Origin of the sequence: Hahella ganghwensis DSM 17046 (genome assembly GCF_000376785.1) — a bacterium.
In the GTDB taxonomy this organism is placed as follows: domain Bacteria; phylum Pseudomonadota; class Gammaproteobacteria; order Pseudomonadales; family Oleiphilaceae; genus Hahella; species Hahella ganghwensis.
On record NZ_AQXX01000091.1, the window covers coordinates 1 to 14,610 of the forward strand.

At 47.8% G+C, this 14,610-nt stretch carries 28 protein-coding genes; all 28 read left to right on the forward strand.

The window, feature by feature from the left end:
• The coding region (tuf, locus tag F566_RS0107260) for an elongation factor Tu (protein ID WP_020406328.1) at positions 1–1,164 on the forward strand (1,164 nt) is incomplete at its 5' end.
• A 175-nt stretch (positions 1,165–1,339) separates the two neighbouring features.
• The gene (rpsJ, locus tag F566_RS0107265; protein WP_011399921.1) at positions 1,340–1,651 is read left to right on the forward strand and encodes a 30S ribosomal protein S10; all 312 of its coding nucleotides are present in this window, start codon (positions 1,340–1,342) and stop codon (positions 1,649–1,651) included.
• Positions 1,652–1,752: 101 nt separating this feature from the next.
• Positions 1,753–2,391 (forward strand): 50S ribosomal protein L3, encoded by a 639-nt coding sequence (gene rplC, locus F566_RS0107270; protein ID WP_020406329.1) that lies wholly within the window; start codon positions 1,753–1,755, stop codon positions 2,389–2,391.
• Positions 2,392–2,403: 12 nt separating this feature from the next.
• Positions 2,404–3,006, forward strand: coding sequence for a 50S ribosomal protein L4 (gene rplD, locus F566_RS0107275; protein WP_020406330.1), 603 nt, complete (start codon positions 2,404–2,406; stop codon positions 3,004–3,006).
• On the forward strand, positions 3,003–3,299 hold the full coding sequence (gene rplW, locus F566_RS0107280) for a 50S ribosomal protein L23 (RefSeq protein WP_020406331.1): 297 nt from the start codon (positions 3,003–3,005) through the stop codon (positions 3,297–3,299). The genes rplD and rplW overlap by 4 nt, the downstream gene beginning before the upstream one ends.
• Before the next feature lie 11 nt (positions 3,300–3,310).
• Positions 3,311–4,135: a 50S ribosomal protein L2 gene (rplB, locus tag F566_RS0107285; protein ID WP_020406332.1), complete on the forward strand. Its 825-nt coding sequence runs from the start codon at positions 3,311–3,313 to the stop codon at positions 4,133–4,135.
• A gap of 11 nt (positions 4,136–4,146) precedes the next feature.
• Entirely contained in the window at positions 4,147–4,422 is a 276-nt protein-coding gene (rpsS, locus tag F566_RS0107290; protein ID WP_020406333.1) for a 30S ribosomal protein S19, read from the forward strand.
• Between the two features lie 12 nt (positions 4,423–4,434).
• Positions 4,435–4,764: a 50S ribosomal protein L22 gene (gene rplV / locus F566_RS0107295; protein ID WP_020406334.1), complete on the forward strand. Its 330-nt coding sequence runs from the start codon at positions 4,435–4,437 to the stop codon at positions 4,762–4,764.
• 12 nt (positions 4,765–4,776) lie between these two features.
• Positions 4,777–5,460: a 30S ribosomal protein S3 gene (rpsC, locus tag F566_RS0107300; protein ID WP_020406335.1), complete on the forward strand. Its 684-nt coding sequence runs from the start codon at positions 4,777–4,779 to the stop codon at positions 5,458–5,460.
• Positions 5,461–5,471: 11 nt separating this feature from the next.
• Entirely contained in the window at positions 5,472–5,885 is a 414-nt protein-coding gene (rplP, locus tag F566_RS0107305) for a 50S ribosomal protein L16 (RefSeq protein WP_020406336.1), read from the forward strand.
• Positions 5,886–6,077 (forward strand): 50S ribosomal protein L29, encoded by a 192-nt coding sequence (rpmC, locus tag F566_RS0107310; protein WP_020406337.1) that lies wholly within the window; start codon positions 5,886–5,888, stop codon positions 6,075–6,077.
• A 1-nt stretch (position 6,078) separates the two neighbouring features.
• Positions 6,079–6,345 carry a 30S ribosomal protein S17 gene (gene rpsQ / locus F566_RS0107315; protein ID WP_020406338.1) on the forward strand — a complete coding sequence of 89 codons (267 nt, stop codon included), beginning with the start codon at positions 6,079–6,081 and terminating at the stop codon, positions 6,343–6,345.
• A 40-nt stretch (positions 6,346–6,385) separates the two neighbouring features.
• A complete protein-coding gene (gene rplN / locus F566_RS0107320) occupies positions 6,386–6,754 on the forward strand; it encodes a 50S ribosomal protein L14 (protein WP_020406339.1) in 369 nt (122 codons plus the stop codon).
• Between the two features lie 12 nt (positions 6,755–6,766).
• Positions 6,767–7,084, forward strand: coding sequence for a 50S ribosomal protein L24 (gene rplX, locus F566_RS0107325; protein ID WP_020406340.1), 318 nt, complete (start codon positions 6,767–6,769; stop codon positions 7,082–7,084).
• A gap of 18 nt (positions 7,085–7,102) precedes the next feature.
• On the forward strand, positions 7,103–7,642 hold the full coding sequence (gene rplE, locus F566_RS0107330; RefSeq protein WP_020406341.1) for a 50S ribosomal protein L5: 540 nt from the start codon (positions 7,103–7,105) through the stop codon (positions 7,640–7,642).
• 11 nt (positions 7,643–7,653) lie between these two features.
• On the forward strand, positions 7,654–7,959 hold the full coding sequence (rpsN, locus tag F566_RS0107335; RefSeq protein WP_020406342.1) for a 30S ribosomal protein S14: 306 nt from the start codon (positions 7,654–7,656) through the stop codon (positions 7,957–7,959).
• A gap of 79 nt (positions 7,960–8,038) precedes the next feature.
• Positions 8,039–8,431, forward strand: coding sequence for a 30S ribosomal protein S8 (rpsH, locus tag F566_RS0107340; RefSeq protein ID WP_020406343.1), 393 nt, complete (start codon positions 8,039–8,041; stop codon positions 8,429–8,431).
• 9 nt (positions 8,432–8,440) lie between these two features.
• Positions 8,441–8,974, forward strand: a complete 534-nt coding sequence (rplF, locus tag F566_RS0107345) for a 50S ribosomal protein L6 (RefSeq protein ID WP_020406344.1) — start codon at positions 8,441–8,443, stop codon at positions 8,972–8,974.
• 9 nt (positions 8,975–8,983) lie between these two features.
• Positions 8,984–9,334 (forward strand): 50S ribosomal protein L18, encoded by a 351-nt coding sequence (rplR, locus tag F566_RS0107350; RefSeq protein WP_020406345.1) that lies wholly within the window; start codon positions 8,984–8,986, stop codon positions 9,332–9,334.
• A 12-nt stretch (positions 9,335–9,346) separates the two neighbouring features.
• Positions 9,347–9,847: a 30S ribosomal protein S5 gene (rpsE, locus tag F566_RS0107355; protein ID WP_020406346.1), complete on the forward strand. Its 501-nt coding sequence runs from the start codon at positions 9,347–9,349 to the stop codon at positions 9,845–9,847.
• 5 nt (positions 9,848–9,852) lie between these two features.
• Positions 9,853–10,038 (forward strand): 50S ribosomal protein L30, encoded by a 186-nt coding sequence (gene rpmD / locus F566_RS0107360; RefSeq protein ID WP_020406347.1) that lies wholly within the window; start codon positions 9,853–9,855, stop codon positions 10,036–10,038.
• A gap of 1 nt (position 10,039) precedes the next feature.
• On the forward strand, positions 10,040–10,474 hold the full coding sequence (gene rplO / locus F566_RS0107365) for a 50S ribosomal protein L15 (RefSeq protein WP_020406348.1): 435 nt from the start codon (positions 10,040–10,042) through the stop codon (positions 10,472–10,474).
• A complete protein-coding gene (secY, locus tag F566_RS0107370; protein WP_020406349.1) occupies positions 10,475–11,806 on the forward strand; it encodes a preprotein translocase subunit SecY in 1,332 nt (443 codons plus the stop codon).
• Between the two features lie 23 nt (positions 11,807–11,829).
• Complete coding sequence (rpmJ, locus tag F566_RS36230; RefSeq protein WP_083921027.1) at positions 11,830–11,946, forward strand: 50S ribosomal protein L36; 117 nt, start codon at positions 11,830–11,832, stop codon at positions 11,944–11,946.
• Between the two features lie 212 nt (positions 11,947–12,158).
• Complete coding sequence (rpsM, locus tag F566_RS0107375) at positions 12,159–12,515, forward strand: 30S ribosomal protein S13 (protein ID WP_020406350.1); 357 nt, start codon at positions 12,159–12,161, stop codon at positions 12,513–12,515.
• Positions 12,516–12,532: 17 nt separating this feature from the next.
• Entirely contained in the window at positions 12,533–12,922 is a 390-nt protein-coding gene (gene rpsK, locus F566_RS0107380; RefSeq protein ID WP_020406351.1) for a 30S ribosomal protein S11, read from the forward strand.
• Between the two features lie 17 nt (positions 12,923–12,939).
• Positions 12,940–13,560: a 30S ribosomal protein S4 gene (rpsD, locus tag F566_RS0107385; RefSeq protein ID WP_020406352.1), complete on the forward strand. Its 621-nt coding sequence runs from the start codon at positions 12,940–12,942 to the stop codon at positions 13,558–13,560.
• Between the two features lie 33 nt (positions 13,561–13,593).
• A complete protein-coding gene (locus tag F566_RS0107390) occupies positions 13,594–14,598 on the forward strand; it encodes a DNA-directed RNA polymerase subunit alpha (protein WP_020406353.1) in 1,005 nt (334 codons plus the stop codon).
• The last annotated feature ends 12 nt before the right edge of the window (positions 14,599–14,610 follow it).

Here is a 14,610-nt window from a genome sequence, read left to right on the forward strand (position 1 = left end):
CCGCACATTAACGTAGGCACCATTGGTCACGTTGACCATGGTAAGACTACTCTGACAGCGGCCCTGACTCGCGTATGTTCTGAAGTTTGGGGTGGTGCTGCCGTAGCGTTTGACGGTATTGATAAGGCACCAGAAGAAAAGGCTCGTGGTATCACTATCGCGACTTCCCACGTTGAGTATGAGTCACCGACTCGCCACTACGCTCACGTAGACTGCCCAGGGCACGCTGATTATGTTAAAAACATGATCACCGGTGCTGCTCAGATGGACGGTGCGATTCTGGTATGTTCTGCAGCTGACGGCCCTATGCCTCAGACTCGTGAGCACATTCTGTTGGCTCGTCAGGTAGGTGTACCTTACATCGTGGTGTTCCTGAATAAAGCGGACATGGTTGACGATGAAGAGTTGTTGGAGTTGGTGGAAATGGAAGTGCGTGATCTGCTGAGCACTTACGAATTCCCAGGTGATGACACTCCGATCATTATTGGTTCGGCTCTGATGGCGCTGGACGGTAAAGATGATAACGGAATCGGTACCAGTGCTGTTAAGAAGCTGGTAGAGACTCTGGATGATTACATTCCTGAGCCTGAGCGTGCAATTGATAAGCCGTTCCTGATGCCGATTGAGGACGTATTCTCTATCTCTGGTCGTGGTACGGTTGTTACCGGTCGTGTAGAGCGTGGAATGATCAAGGTTGGTGAGGAGGTTGAAATTGTTGGTATCAAAGATACCACCAAGACTACCTGTACTGGTGTTGAAATGTTCCGTAAGCTTCTGGACGAAGGTCGAGCAGGTGAGAACGTAGGTGTTCTGCTGCGTGGTACCAAGCGTGATGAAGTTGAGCGTGGTCAGGTGCTGGCGAAGCCAGGTACCATTACTCCTCATACAGTATTCGAGTCAGAAGTGTATGTTCTGAGTAAAGATGAAGGTGGTCGTCATACGCCATTCTTCAAGGGCTATCGTCCACAGTTTTACTTCCGTACTACTGACGTGACTGGTTCATGTGAGTTGCCAGAAGGTGTTGAAATGGTAATGCCTGGTGACAATGTGAAGATGAAGGTTAGCCTGATCGCACCTATCGCCATGGAAGAAGGTCTGCGCTTCGCGATTCGCGAAGGTGGCCGTACCGTAGGTGCTGGTGTTGTAGCTAAGATCTTCGAGTAATTGTTGCTCGAAGATTAAGAGGGGGAGGCAATAGCTTCCCCCTTTTTTATGGATGATCTGCCTTTTTTGAATGGTAGGTTAAAAAGTGCCCTTGACACAAAATGACCAGCTGCGTACAATGCGGCTCCTTTTTGTTGGGTATGGCTGTTATCCGTTGTTGACTCGGAGTGAATAAATGCAAGGCCAGAAAATCAGAATCAGGCTAAAAGCGTTCGACTATCGTTTGATCGATCAGTCTACGCAGGAAATTGTAGATACTGCGAAACGTACCGGTGCGCAAGTGCGTGGTCCGATTCCTTTACCTACAAAGAAAGAGCGCTTTACCGTGCTTATCTCTCCTCACGTAAACAAAGATGCGCGTGATCAGTATGAGATTCGTACTCATAAGCGTTTGTTGGATATTGTTGAGCCTACAGAAAAAACTGTAGACGCACTGATGAAGTTGGATCTCGCAGCGGGCGTTGACGTCCAGATTAGCCTTGGCTAATTAAAGCTGGCAAGATAGGCGCGCAAAGCGCTGCTTCATTGGTGTAACACTCGTTAATGTGGCCATAGAGGGTGAAAGCCCCGTGCACTAAGAGGTGAAAAATGGCAATTGGTTTGGTTGGCCGTAAGGCTGGCATGACTCGTGTGTTTCAAGACGACGGCTCCGCCGTTCCTGTCACAGTCATTCAAGTCGAGAAGAATGTAATCTCGCAGGTGAAGACCGTTGAAGTAGACGGTTACCGAGCTATTCAGGTGGCGACTGGTGCGGTTAAAGCATCTCACGTCAATAAACCATCAGCTGGTCACTATGCGAAATCTGGCGTTGAAGCTGGACGTGTGGTTACAGAGTTTCGTATCGATGCAGATGATTCAAATGAATATAAAGCTGGCGACGAAGTATCTCTGAGTATTTTTGAAGCTGGTCAGAAAGTTGATGTTTCTGGTCGTTCAAAAGGTAAAGGTTTTGCTGGTGTTGTTAAGCGCTGGAACTTCTCTACCCAGGACGCTACTCACGGTAACTCTCTGTCTCACAGGGCTCCCGGCTCTATTGGGCAAAACCAATCTCCTGGTCGTGTTTTCAAAGGTAAGAAGATGGCCGGCCAGATGGGTAACAAGAACGTCACCGTACAGACTCTGCAGTTAGTGCGCGTTGATCAGGAAAAGGGTCTGCTGTTGGTTAAAGGCGCTATTCCTGGAGCGACCGGTGCGGATGTTGTTGTTAAGCCCGCGGTTAAAGCATAAGAGGGGTTGGAGATGGAGTTAAATGTAAATGGCGCAGGTACTGTATCTGTATCTGATGTAGCCTTCGCAAGAGATTTCAATGAAGCTCTGGTCCATCAGGTGGTTACTGCCTATATGGCTGGCGCTCGCCAAGGTTCCAAAGCTCAGAAGACTCGTTCTGAAGTAAGTGGCGGTGGCAAAAAGCCATGGCGTCAAAAAGGTACTGGCCGTGCTCGCGCCGGAACTATTCGTAGTCCGATCTGGAGAAGTGGTGGTGTTACTTTTGCTGCCAAGCCTAGAGACTACGCGCAGAAAGTGAATAAGAAGATGTATCGGGCAGCAATGCAGTCTATCCTCTCTGAGCTTGTTCGCCAGGAGCGATTGGTTGTAGTTGAAGATATGTCTGTAGAAGCGCCTAAAACCAAAGCTTTCAATGCTAAGTTGAAAGATATGGGGCTTGAAAATGCGCTGATTATTGCGGAAGCGGTCGATCAGAACCTGTATTTGGCATCCCGTAATATCCCGCATGTGAATGTGTGTGATGCTGTAGCAATTGATCCAGTGAGCCTTATTGCTCACGAGAAAGTCGTTGTTACTGTTCCGGCACTTAAGAAAATTGAGGAGATGTTGGGATGAACCAAGAGAGACTATACAAGGTTTTGCTTGGGCCCCATATTTCGGAAAAGGCCACATTGTTAGCGGAAATCAACAATCAAGTGGTCTTCCGTGTGGCGCCTGATGCAAAGAAACCGGAAATTAAGAAAGCTGTCGAATCTTTATTTGACGTCAAAGTAGAGTCCGTACAGGTCGTGAATATCAAGGGTAAAACAAAGCGTACTATGCGCGGCCTTGGTAAACGCAATGATGTTCGTAAAGCCTATGTTCGCCTGGCGGCGGGTCAGACCATCGATTTCGTTGATGTCGAGTAAGGAGATAGATCATGGCTGTTGTTAAAGTAAAACCAACCTCTGCCGGTCGTCGGCATGTGGTAGCTGTGACTAATTCACAGCTTCACAAGGGTGCGCCAGTAGCTGCTCTTACTGAGAAGAAAAGTAAGAAAGGCGGTCGCAACAACTCTGGTCGTATCACTGTTCGCCATCAGGGCGGTGGTCATAAGCAGTTGTATCGTGTTATTGATTTCAAGCGCACGAAAGATGGTATTCCTGCTGTCGTGGAACGCTTGGAGTACGATCCTAACCGGTCAGCGCATATTGCATTGCTGAAGTATGCTGACGGTGAGCGTCGTTATATTATCGCTCCAAAAGGTCTTAAAGCCGGTGATCCAGTATTCTCTGGTCAAGAAGCGCCAATTAAGACTGGTAGCTGCCTGCCTTTGAGAAACATCCCTGTTGGTTCAGTTGTTCACTGCATCGAGATGAAGCCAGGTAAAGGTGCCCAGATGGCCCGGAGTGCTGGTGCATCTGTTCAGGTTGTTGCTCGTGAAGGGGCGTATGTAACCATTCGGTTGCGTTCAGGAGAAATGCGTAAGATTTTGGCCGAATGTCGTGCGACATTGGGCGAAGTATCTAACAGTGAGCATAACCTTCGTGTCTACGGTAAAGCCGGTGCGAAGCGTTGGCGAGGTGTTAGACCCACCGTTCGCGGTACTGCGATGAACCCGGTGGACCACCCACACGGTGGTGGTGAAGGGCGTAATATGGGTAAACACCCAACTACGCCTTGGGGTGTTCCTACGAAAGGTTATAAAACTCGTAAGAACAAGCGTACAGACAAAATGATTGTGCGTCGTCGCAAAGCTAAGTAAGGGGGTCACACGTGCCACGTTCACTTAAGAAAGGACCATTCATTGACTTGCACCTTCTGAATAAGGTGGAAGCGGCAATTGAAGCGAAGGATAAGAAACCTGTTAAAACCTGGTCGCGTCGTTCTACGATCTTCCCGGAAATGGTGGGTTTAACTATCGCTGTACATAACGGCCGTCAACATGTACCTGTTTACGTTACAGAAGACATGGTCGGCCATAAGTTAGGTGAATTTGCAGCCACACGTACTTATCGCGGTCACGCTGCAGACAAAAAAGCTAAACGGTAAGAGGAAATAGAGATGGAAGTAGCGGCAAAATTATTTGGTGCTCGCTTGTCTGCTCAAAAAGCTCGTTTAGTTGCAGACCAAGTGCGCGGTAAGCGAGTAGAAGAAGCATTAGACATTTTGACTTTCAGTCCCAAGAAAGCTTCCAGCATCATGAAGAAAGTGCTGGAGTCAGCTATCGCCAATGCTGAGCATAACGATGGCCTGGATGTGGATGAGCTGAAAGTGGCTACGGTTATGGTTGACGAGGGTCCAACTCTCAAGCGTATCAAGCCACGGGCTAAAGGGCGAGCGGACCGTATTTTTAAGCGGACCTGCCACATCACCATCAAGGTATCTGAATAACAGGAGATAGCAATGGGTCAGAAGGTAAATCCGGTCGGTATTCGACTGGGGATCGTGAAAGATCATAATTCGGTATGGTACGCAGATAAGCGTGATTACTCCGCTAATCTTCTTACAGATATCAAAGTTCGTGAATATCTGATGAAGAAGCTGGAGAAGGCTTCAGTCAGCAAGATCGTGATCGAGCGTCCTGCTCAGAATGCCAAGATCACTATCCATACTGCGCGTCCCGGTATCGTTATCGGTAAAAAAGGCGAAGACGTTGATAAGTTGCGCAAAGAAATTGGCGACCTGATGGGTGTGCCTGTGCATATCAACATCGAAGAAATTCGTAAGCCTGATCTGGACGCAAAATTGGTTGCAGCCGGTGTTGCCAGTCAGTTAGAGCGCCGTGTTATGTTTCGTCGCGCAATGAAGCGCGCGGTGCAAAACGCGATGCGTCAAGGCGCCAAAGGGATCAAGATTCAAGTAGGCGGCCGTTTGGGTGGAGCAGAGATTGCGCGTAGTGAATGGTATCGTGAAGGTCGTGTGCCTTTGCATACCTTGCGTGCTGACATCGATTACGCCACTCATGAAGCGCACACTACTTACGGTGTAATCGGCGTAAAAGTTTGGATCTTCAAAGGCGAAATCCTGGGCGGTATCGAACAGGTTCGTGCTGAGAAGAAAGCGTCTAAAAAGAAATCTACTAAGTAGGGGGCACTGACATGTTGCAACCTAAGCGTACGAAATTCCGTAAAATGCACAAAGGCCGTAATACTGGTCTGGCGCAGCGCGGTAATAAAGTAAGTTTTGGTGAATTTGGTTTGAAAGCGACAGGTCGTGGACGAATTACTGCACGCCAGATTGAGGCTGCTCGTCGTACCATGACTCGTCGAATTAAGCGTGGCGGTAAGATCTGGATTCGAGTATTCCCAGACAAGCCAATCACAAAGAAACCTCTTGAAGTTAGGATGGGTAAAGGTAAAGGTCCAGTAGAGTACTGGGTTGCCGAAATCCAGCCAGGCAGAATGCTGTACGAGATGGAAGGGGTTAGTGAAGAATTGGCACGCGAAGCTTTCGAGCTTGCAGCGGCAAAACTGCCTGTCTCAACTACTTTTGTTACGAGAACGGTGATGTAAATGAAAGCTGCAGATTTGAGATCAAAAACTGAAAAGGAGCTCAGCGAAGAGCTGATCTCCTTACTTAAAGAGCAATTTAATTTGCGGATGCGTAAGGCAACCGGCCAATTGAATCAGACTCATCTTATGAAGAAGGTTCGTCATGATATTGCTCGTGTCAAGACTATCCTGAAAGAGAAGGCAGGTGAGTAATATGGCTGAGACAGCAAGTGTAGTGCGCACTGAAACCGGTCGCGTTGTAAGCGATAAAATGGATAAGTCCATTGTGGTTCTGGTTGAGCGCCGAGTTAAGCATCCGATTTACGGAAAATATGTAAAACGCTCCAGCAAGCTTCATGCTCATGACGAAGCCAATGAGTGCAAGATAGGTGATCTGGTAACTGTCCAGGAGGCCCGTCCTTACTCAAAGACTAAGACTTGGAAGCTGGTTAACATTGTCGAGCGTGCCGTTAAAGTCTAATCGAGCAACGTTAATTAAAGCTGTTAGGTGGAGATAACCAATGATTCAGACACAAACCGTGCTTGATGTAGCCGATAACAGCGGCGCACGTCGGGTAATGTGTATTAAAGTGCTGGGTGGTTCGCACCGTCGTTACGCAAGTATCGGAGATGTGATTAAGGTTTCTGTTAAAGAAGCCATCCCGCGCGGAAAAGTTAAGAAAGGTCAAGTATTGAAGGCGGTAGTCGTTCGTACTCGTAAGGGAGTTCGTCGCCAGGACGGTTCTCTTATTCGTTTCGATGGTAATGCTGCAGTCCTGTTGAACAACAACGATCAGCCGATTGGGACTCGTATCTTCGGACCCGTAACTCGGGAACTCCGCAGTGAAAAGTTCATGAAGATCGTTTCGCTTGCGCCTGAAGTGTTATAGGAGTCGGACCGGATGAATAAAATCAGAAAGAACGACGAAGTCCTGGTTATTGCCGGACGCGATAAAGGTAAGCGCGGTAAGGTGATGCGTGTTCAGGCTGACGGAAAGTTGATTGTTTCAGGCATCAACATGGTTAAGCGTCACACTAAGCCTAACCCAATGCTGGGTACAGCGGGTGGTATTGTTGAAAAAGAGGCTCCTATTCAGTCCTCTAATGTTGCAATCTTTAATTCTGCAACAAACAAAGCAGACCGCGTAGGCTTTAAGATTCTGGAAGATGGCAAGAAAGTGCGCATCTTCAAATCGACAAACGAAGTTGTCGATAAGTAAGGGTTGGGTGGTCTGATTATGGCTAAGTACAAAGAGCTCTATCAAAAAGAGGTAGTGCCTACGTTGATGAAGGAATTTTCCTACAATAACGTAATGCAAGTGCCTCGGATTCAGAAAATCACACTCAACATGGGTGTGGGTGAAGCGCTGGGTGACAAAAAGCAGATAGATGCAGCTGTTGCTGATCTGGAAGCTATCACTGGCCAAAAGGCTATGGTGACTAAAGCGCGTAAATCAGTTGCTGGGTTTAAGATCCGTCAAGGATTCCCCATCGGTTGTAAAGTAACACTGCGTGGCGAGCGTATGTGGGAATTCATGGAAAGGTTGGTAGATATCGCGTTGCCACGTGTGCGTGACTTCCGCGGTATCAACGGTAAATCTTTCGATGGCCGCGGCAACTATTCTATGGGTGTTAAGGAACAGATTATCTTCCCGGAGATCGATTACGATAAGATCGATAAAGTTCGCGGTATGGATATTACTGTTACAACTTCTGCCGCTACTGATGCGGAAGGTAAAGCCCTGTTAAGTGCATTTAACTTCCCGTTTAGAAAGTAAGGTGTTGAACCATGGCTAAAGTTGGAATGAAAAATCGCGAATTAAAGCGCGAAAAAGCGGTTGCCAAGTATGCTGAAAAGCGTGCTGCGCTTAAAGCTATCATCAGCAGCTCCACTGCTTCAGATGAAGAAAAGTGGGAAGCGCAGGTGAAGCTGCAGAAACTGCCACGGGATGCCAGCCCTAGCCGGTTGCGTAACCGTTGTCAGGTTACCGGGCGTCCTCACGCCGTATTGCGTAAGTTCCGTTTGTCCCGTATCAAGCTTCGTGAAGCTATGATGCGTGGCGATGTTCCTGGACTTAAGAAAGCAAGCTGGTAATATAGCGGCGCCGTTGGTAAGCGGTCCCATCCATTTTTTGGGTGGGCCGCTGCACAACTAAAATGTTTGGAGTAAATAAATGAGCATGCAAGATACGCTTGCGGATATGTTCACTCGTATCCGTAACGCACAGATGGCAGAAAAAGAGTCTGTGCAAATGCCTTCATCCAAAATGAAGGTGTCAGTAGCAGAAGTGTTGAAGGCGGAAGGTTATATTTCCGATTACAGCGTTTCGGGTGATGCCAAGCCTACATTGCAAGTAGTGCTGCGCTATTTTCAAGGTCGTCCGGTTATCGAGAGTATTTCTCGAGCAAGTCGCCCTGGTCTACGTCAATACAAAGGCGCGGACGAGCTGCCTAAAGTTAACGGTGGGTTGGGTATCGCAATTGTGTCTACATCCAAAGGCGTCATGACTGATCGTGCCGCACGTAAGGCGGGTGTAGGCGGTGAAGTTATTTGCACCGTTTTCTAGGAGTGAATCATGTCTAGGGTAGCAAAAAGTCCTGTACAGATTCCCGCAGGCGTAGAAGTTAAATTTGATGGTCAACAAGTCAATGTAAAAGGCAGCAAAGGCGCTCTTTCTATTGATGTGCACTCTACTGTTGAAGTTAAACAGGACGGTGATCAGTTGACCTTTGAACCCAAGGGCGGTTCAAAATCTGCTTGGGCTATGGCAGGTACCACTCGCGCGTTGATTAACAACATGGTAAAGGGTGTTACTGACGGCTTTGAAAAGAAGCTAGAGCTCATCGGGGTTGGTTATCGTGCTCAGGCTCAGGGTAAGGCTCTGAATCTGACCTTAGGTTTTTCTCATCCGGTAGTTTATGACCTTCCAGAAGGTATCACCGCTGAGACTCCTTCTCAAACTGAAATCATGATTCGTGGTATCGACAAGCAGAAGGTTGGTCAGGTTGCAGCTGAAATTCGTAGCATTCGTCCGCCAGAGCCTTATAAAGGTAAGGGTGTTCGTTACGGTGGCGAGCAAGTACGTGTTAAAGAAGCTAAGAAAAAGTAGGGCGCGGTCATGAGTGATAAAAAAGATTCTCGTTTGCGTCGGGCTAAGAAAACCCGTTTTAAAATTCGTGAGCTCGGTATCAGTCGGTTGTGCATCAACCGGACGCCCCGCCATATTTATGCGCAAATCACCAGCGCAGATGGAAGCAAGGTTCTGGTAACAGCTTCAACTCTAGATAAAGAGTTGCGCTCCGGCTCTACTGGTAATGTAGAAGCAGCAGGTAAAGTAGGTGCTTTGATTGCTGAACGTGCAAAGGCAGCAGGTATTGATAAAGTGGCGTTTGATCGCTCCGGTTTCAAATACCACGGTCGTGTTAAAGCGTTAGCCGATGCTGCGCGGGAAAATGGTCTCGAGTTTTAAGAGGTGAAACAGATGACAAATAACGAGCAAAAAGGAGCAGAGCTCCAGGAGAAGCTTGTTCAGGTCAACCGCGTGGCCAAAGTTGTAAAAGGCGGACGTATTTTCGGCTTTACTGCTTTGACTGTGGTTGGTGATGGTAATGGTCGTGTAGGTTTTGGACGTGGTAAGGCTCGTGAAGTGCCTGTGGCTATCCAAAAAGCTATGGATGCAGCCAGAAAGAACATGATCAACGTAACTTTGAACGGGAATACCTTACAGTATCCAGTCAAAGCTCGTCACGGCTCAGCTAAAGTGTTTATGCAACCAGCTTCCGAAGGTACCGGTATCATCGCAGGCGGTGCGATGCGTGCGGTATTGGAAGTAGCAGGTGTTCAGAACGTTTTGGCTAAGTGCTACGGGTCAACAAATCCTGTGAACGTTGTTCGCGCTACTTTTGAAGGTCTGAAAGCTATGCAGGCTCCAGAAGATATCGCAGCCAAGCGTGGCAAGACCGTAGAAGATATTCTGGAGTAAGTCCCATGGCAGACAAAAAGATTAAAGTGACTTTGGTAAAAAGCACGATCGGTACCCTGCCTAAGCATAAAGACTGTGTTCGCGGTTTGGGTTTGAGGAAGATCAATCACACTGTCGAAGTGGAAGACACTCCGGCAGTTCGTGGCATGATCAACAAAGTTAACTATTTGGTAAAGGTTGAAGGAGAGTAACATGCATCTGAATACTCTCAAGCCAGGTGAAGGCGCTAAACAAGCTGCTAAGCGTGTTGGGCGCGGTATTGGTAGTGGCCTGGGTAAAACCTGTGGTCGCGGCCATAAGGGGACTAAATCCAGATCTGGTGGTGGTGTTAAGCCAGGATTCGAGGGTGGTCAACAGCCGTTGCAGCGTCGTCTTCCCAAGTTCGGCTTTACGTCACGTAAAGGTCGGTTCGTTGAGGAAGTGCGTCTTAGCGAAATCGAATCGTTGGGTACAGACGTTATTGATTTAGCGGTATTGAAAGCTGCTAACATCGTTGACGCTCGTGCCAAATCTGTGAAAGTGATCCTTTCAGGAGAGCTCACTAAAGCAGTTACGGTTAAAGGCCTGAAAGTCACAAAAGGCGCTTTGGAAGCTATTAAAGCCGCCGGCGGTAAAGTCGAGGAGTAAATGGCTAAATTAAACTCACTACCTGCAGGCGCAGGCAAAGGTCTGGGCGAGCTAAAAGCTCGGCTATGGTTTGTTCTTTTGGCCATTCTAGTGTATCGGATAGGTGCACATATTCCTGTGCCGGGAATCAATCCTGATCAGCTGGCTGCGCTGTTCGAGCAGAACCAAGGAACCATATTGAGCTTGTTCAATATGTTTTCCGGAGGAGCTCTCGAGCGGATGAGTATATTTGCATTGGGTATCATGCCGTATATCTCGGCGTCGATAATCATGCAGTTACTCACGGTGGTGAGCCCTCAGCTGGAGCAGCTTAAGAAAGAGGGTGAGGCTGGACGCCGAAAAATTAGTCAATACACTCGTTACGGAACGGTGTTGCTGGCAACAATACAGGCATTTGGTATGTCTATTGGGCTGGCAAATCAAGGGGTCACCTTCACGGATGGCCCAAGCTTCTATTTTGTTGCGGTAATAACATTTGTCTGTGGTGCTGTTTTCCTTATGTGGTTAGGGGAGCAGATTACTGAAAGAGGAATCGGTAACGGGATATCCTTACTGATTTTTGCTGGAATAGTTGCTGGCTTGCCAGGTGCTATCGGACAAACGTTTGAGCAGGCCAGATTGGGCGAAATGAGCGTGTTGACCTTGATTGCTATTGCTGTATTTGCGATAGCAATTATTGCCTTTGTAGTCTTCATGGAGAGAGGGCAGCGCAGAATCACTATTAACTATGCGCGTAGGCAGCAGGGAAGGAAGGTTTTTGCTCAACAAAGTAGCCATCTGCCACTTAAAGTGAATATGGCCGGGGTAATTCCACCCATTTTTGCCTCTAGTATCCTGCTGTTCCCTGCTTCTTTGGGGCAATGGTTCGGTCGTGGTGAGGGTATGGAGTGGCTCCAGGTAGTGTCTCAGGCGCTTGGCCCCAGTCAGCCTCTGTATATTATCTTGTTTGCTGTAGCTGTCATCTTTTTCTGCTTCTTCTATACGGCGTTGATGTATAACCCAAAAGAAGTCGCTGAAAATCTGAAGCGTTCAGGTGCTTTTGTTCCTGGAATTCGCCCAGGAGACCATACAGCGAAGTATATAGACGGAGTTTTGACACGCCTGACTCTTTTTGGTGCCCTATATATCGCAGCAGTAGCTTTGTTGCCTCAATTTTTAGTTGTTTCTTGGAATGTGCCTTTCTATTTCGGTGGTACATCCCTGTTGATTGTGGTTGTCGTAGTCATGGATTTCATGGCCCAGGTGCAGTCTCACCTGATGTCTCATCAGTATGAATCGCTGATGAAGAAGTCCAATCTAAAAAATTACGGCAAGAGTGGATTAGTTAGATAATCGGCTTACGATTGGAGAAGGTCATGAAAGTAAGAGCATCGGTTAAAAAAGTATGCCGTAACTGTAAAATCATTCGTCGTAATGGTGCAGTTATGGTCATCTGCAGTGCAGAACCAAGACACAAACAAAAGCAAGGCTAATTGAAGCTACTATCAAAATCTCTCCCGCATTGTAGTAAGCGGGCGAGATGGAGAAAGTTGTATCAAACTGGCCAATTTGCTTGATTTGTATACATGAAGGCGCTATTATTCTGCGCCTTTTAATTTGTTGGTGATCGTCTATTTTGGGTGGCTGTTAGTATTGCTGGTCAGAATTGGCGGGGAGCCAATGGTATAAACGCGGAGTAAGATGGATGGCACGTATAGCGGGTGTCAATATCCCCGACAATAAACACACTGTTGTGTCCTTGACCTACATCTACGGTATTGGACGCACCACTTCCAGTGGTCTCTGCAAGACTGCCGGTATTGATCCTCAGGCTAAGGTCCGTGACCTGTCAGAGGAACAGCTGGACGTATTGCGTAATGAGATCGGCAAGATCGTCGTTGAAGGTGATCTTCGTCGTGAAGTGCAAATGAACATTAAACGGCTTAAGGATCTTGGTTGCTATCGCGGTCTTCGTCACCGTCATGGCCTGCCAGTTCGTGGTCAGCGCACTAAAACTAATGCGCGTACCCGTAAAGGTCCACGTAAGCCTATTCGTAAATAAATTTTTAGGTATAGAGCATGGCAAAACCAGGTACACGTACCCGTAAAAAGGTGAAAAAGACCGTTGTTGACGGTGTGGCTCATATCCACGCTTCCTTCAACAACACCATCGTGACTATTACTGATCGCCAAGGTAATGCACTGAGCTGGGCAACAGCCGGCGGTTCAGGTTTCCGTGGTTCACGTAAGAGCACACCTTTTGCTGCGCAGGTAGCAGCTGAAAGAGCCGGTAATGCGGCCTCTGAATACGGCCTAAAGAACCTTGACGTTTTGGTTAAAGGACCTGGACCCGGTCGCGAGTCCGCAATTCGTGCATTGAATGCGTGTGGGTACAAAATCACTAACATCACTGATGTTACGCCGATTCCACACAATGGATGCCGTCCTCCCAAGAAACGTAGAGTGTAAGGAAGAGGAAAAGTTTAATGGCTCGTTATATTGGACCGAAATGTAAATTGTCCCGTCGTGAAGGGACTGATTTGTTCTTGAAGAGTGGCGTTAAAGCTCTTGAAAACAAATGTAATATGGAAACCGCTCCTGGACAGCATGGTCAGCGTCGTGGCCGTCTGTCGGACTACGGTTTGCAGTTGCGTGAAAAGCAGAAAGTTCGTCGTATGTACGGTGTTCTGGAAAAGCAATTCCGTAACTACTACAAAGAAGCTGCACGTCTGAAAGGTGCGACCGGTGAAAACCTGTTGCAACTGCTGGAAAGTCGCCTGGATAACGTAGTTTACCGCATGGGCTTTGGATCTACCCGCGCTGAAGCTCGCCAGTTGGTTTCTCACAAAGCCATACTGGTTAACGATAAAGCGGTTAATATTCCGTCTTACACCGTTAAGCCTGGTGATGTTGTCAGTATCCGTGAAAAGTCGAAAAATCAGCTTCGCATTAAAGGTGCACTCGATCTGGCTGCTCAACGTGGCACTGTTGGGTGGATTGAATTAGATGCCGCTAAGATGTCAGGCGTGTTCAAGACTGTACCAGAAAGAACGGACTTGTCAGCGGACATTAACGAAAACTTGATTGTCGAGCTGTACTCTAAGTAAGGCTTGCAACTCATTTAGCCAATAGGGGCATCTATGCAGCGTTCAGTAAATGAATTTCTTACACCTCGCACTATTGAGGTGAATCAAATCACAGCAACTCATGCCAAAGTGACTTTGGAGCCGCTGGAGCGCGGATTTGGTCACACTTTGGGGAGTGCTCTGCGCCGCATTCTACTTTCTTCTATGCCCGGCTGCGCCGTGGTAGAAGTTGAAATTGAGGGTGTATTGCATGAGTACAGCACCGTTGAGGGCGTGCAGGAAGATGTTATCGAAATTCTTCTTAATCTGAAGAATCTGGCGATAAACATGCACAACCGTGACGAAGCAACCCTGACCCTGAATAAGAAAGGGGCAGGCGCTGTGTTAGCGAGTGACATTCAGCTTGATCACGACGTCGAAGTTGCAAATCCTGATCTGGTGATTTGTAACCTTAACTCGAACGGCGAGATGAAGATGACTCTGAAGATTGCTCGTGGCCGTGGTTACGAGCCCGCAGATGCGCGTCATTCTGCAGACGACGAAACTCGCGCAATTGGACGACTGCAACTGGATGCCTCTTTTAGCCCGGTTCGTCGAGTTGCGTATAACGTTGAAAGCGCTCGAGTTGAACAACGTACGGATTTGGATAAGTTGGTTATCGATTTGGAAACCAACGGCACTATCGATCCTGAAGAAGCGATTCGTCGTGCTGCGACAATCCTTCAACAGCAACTGGCTGTTTTTGTTGATTTTGATCAGCAGAATGAGCCAGAGAAGGTGGAAGAGCAGGAAGAGATCGATCCAATTCTGTTGCGTCCGGTTGATGATCTGGAATTGACAGTGCGCTCTGCGAACTGTCTGAAGGCTGAAAACATTTACTATATTGGTGATTTGATTCAGCGTACTGAGGTTGAGCTTCTGAAGACTCCAAACCTCGGTAAAAAGTCATTAACTGAGATCAAAGACGTTCTCGCTTCGCGCGGATTGTCATTGGGTATGCGCTTGGAGAACTGGCCACCAGCCAGCCTTCGAGGCGACGATCGGGTACTTGGCGGCTAAGCTATTCAGCCG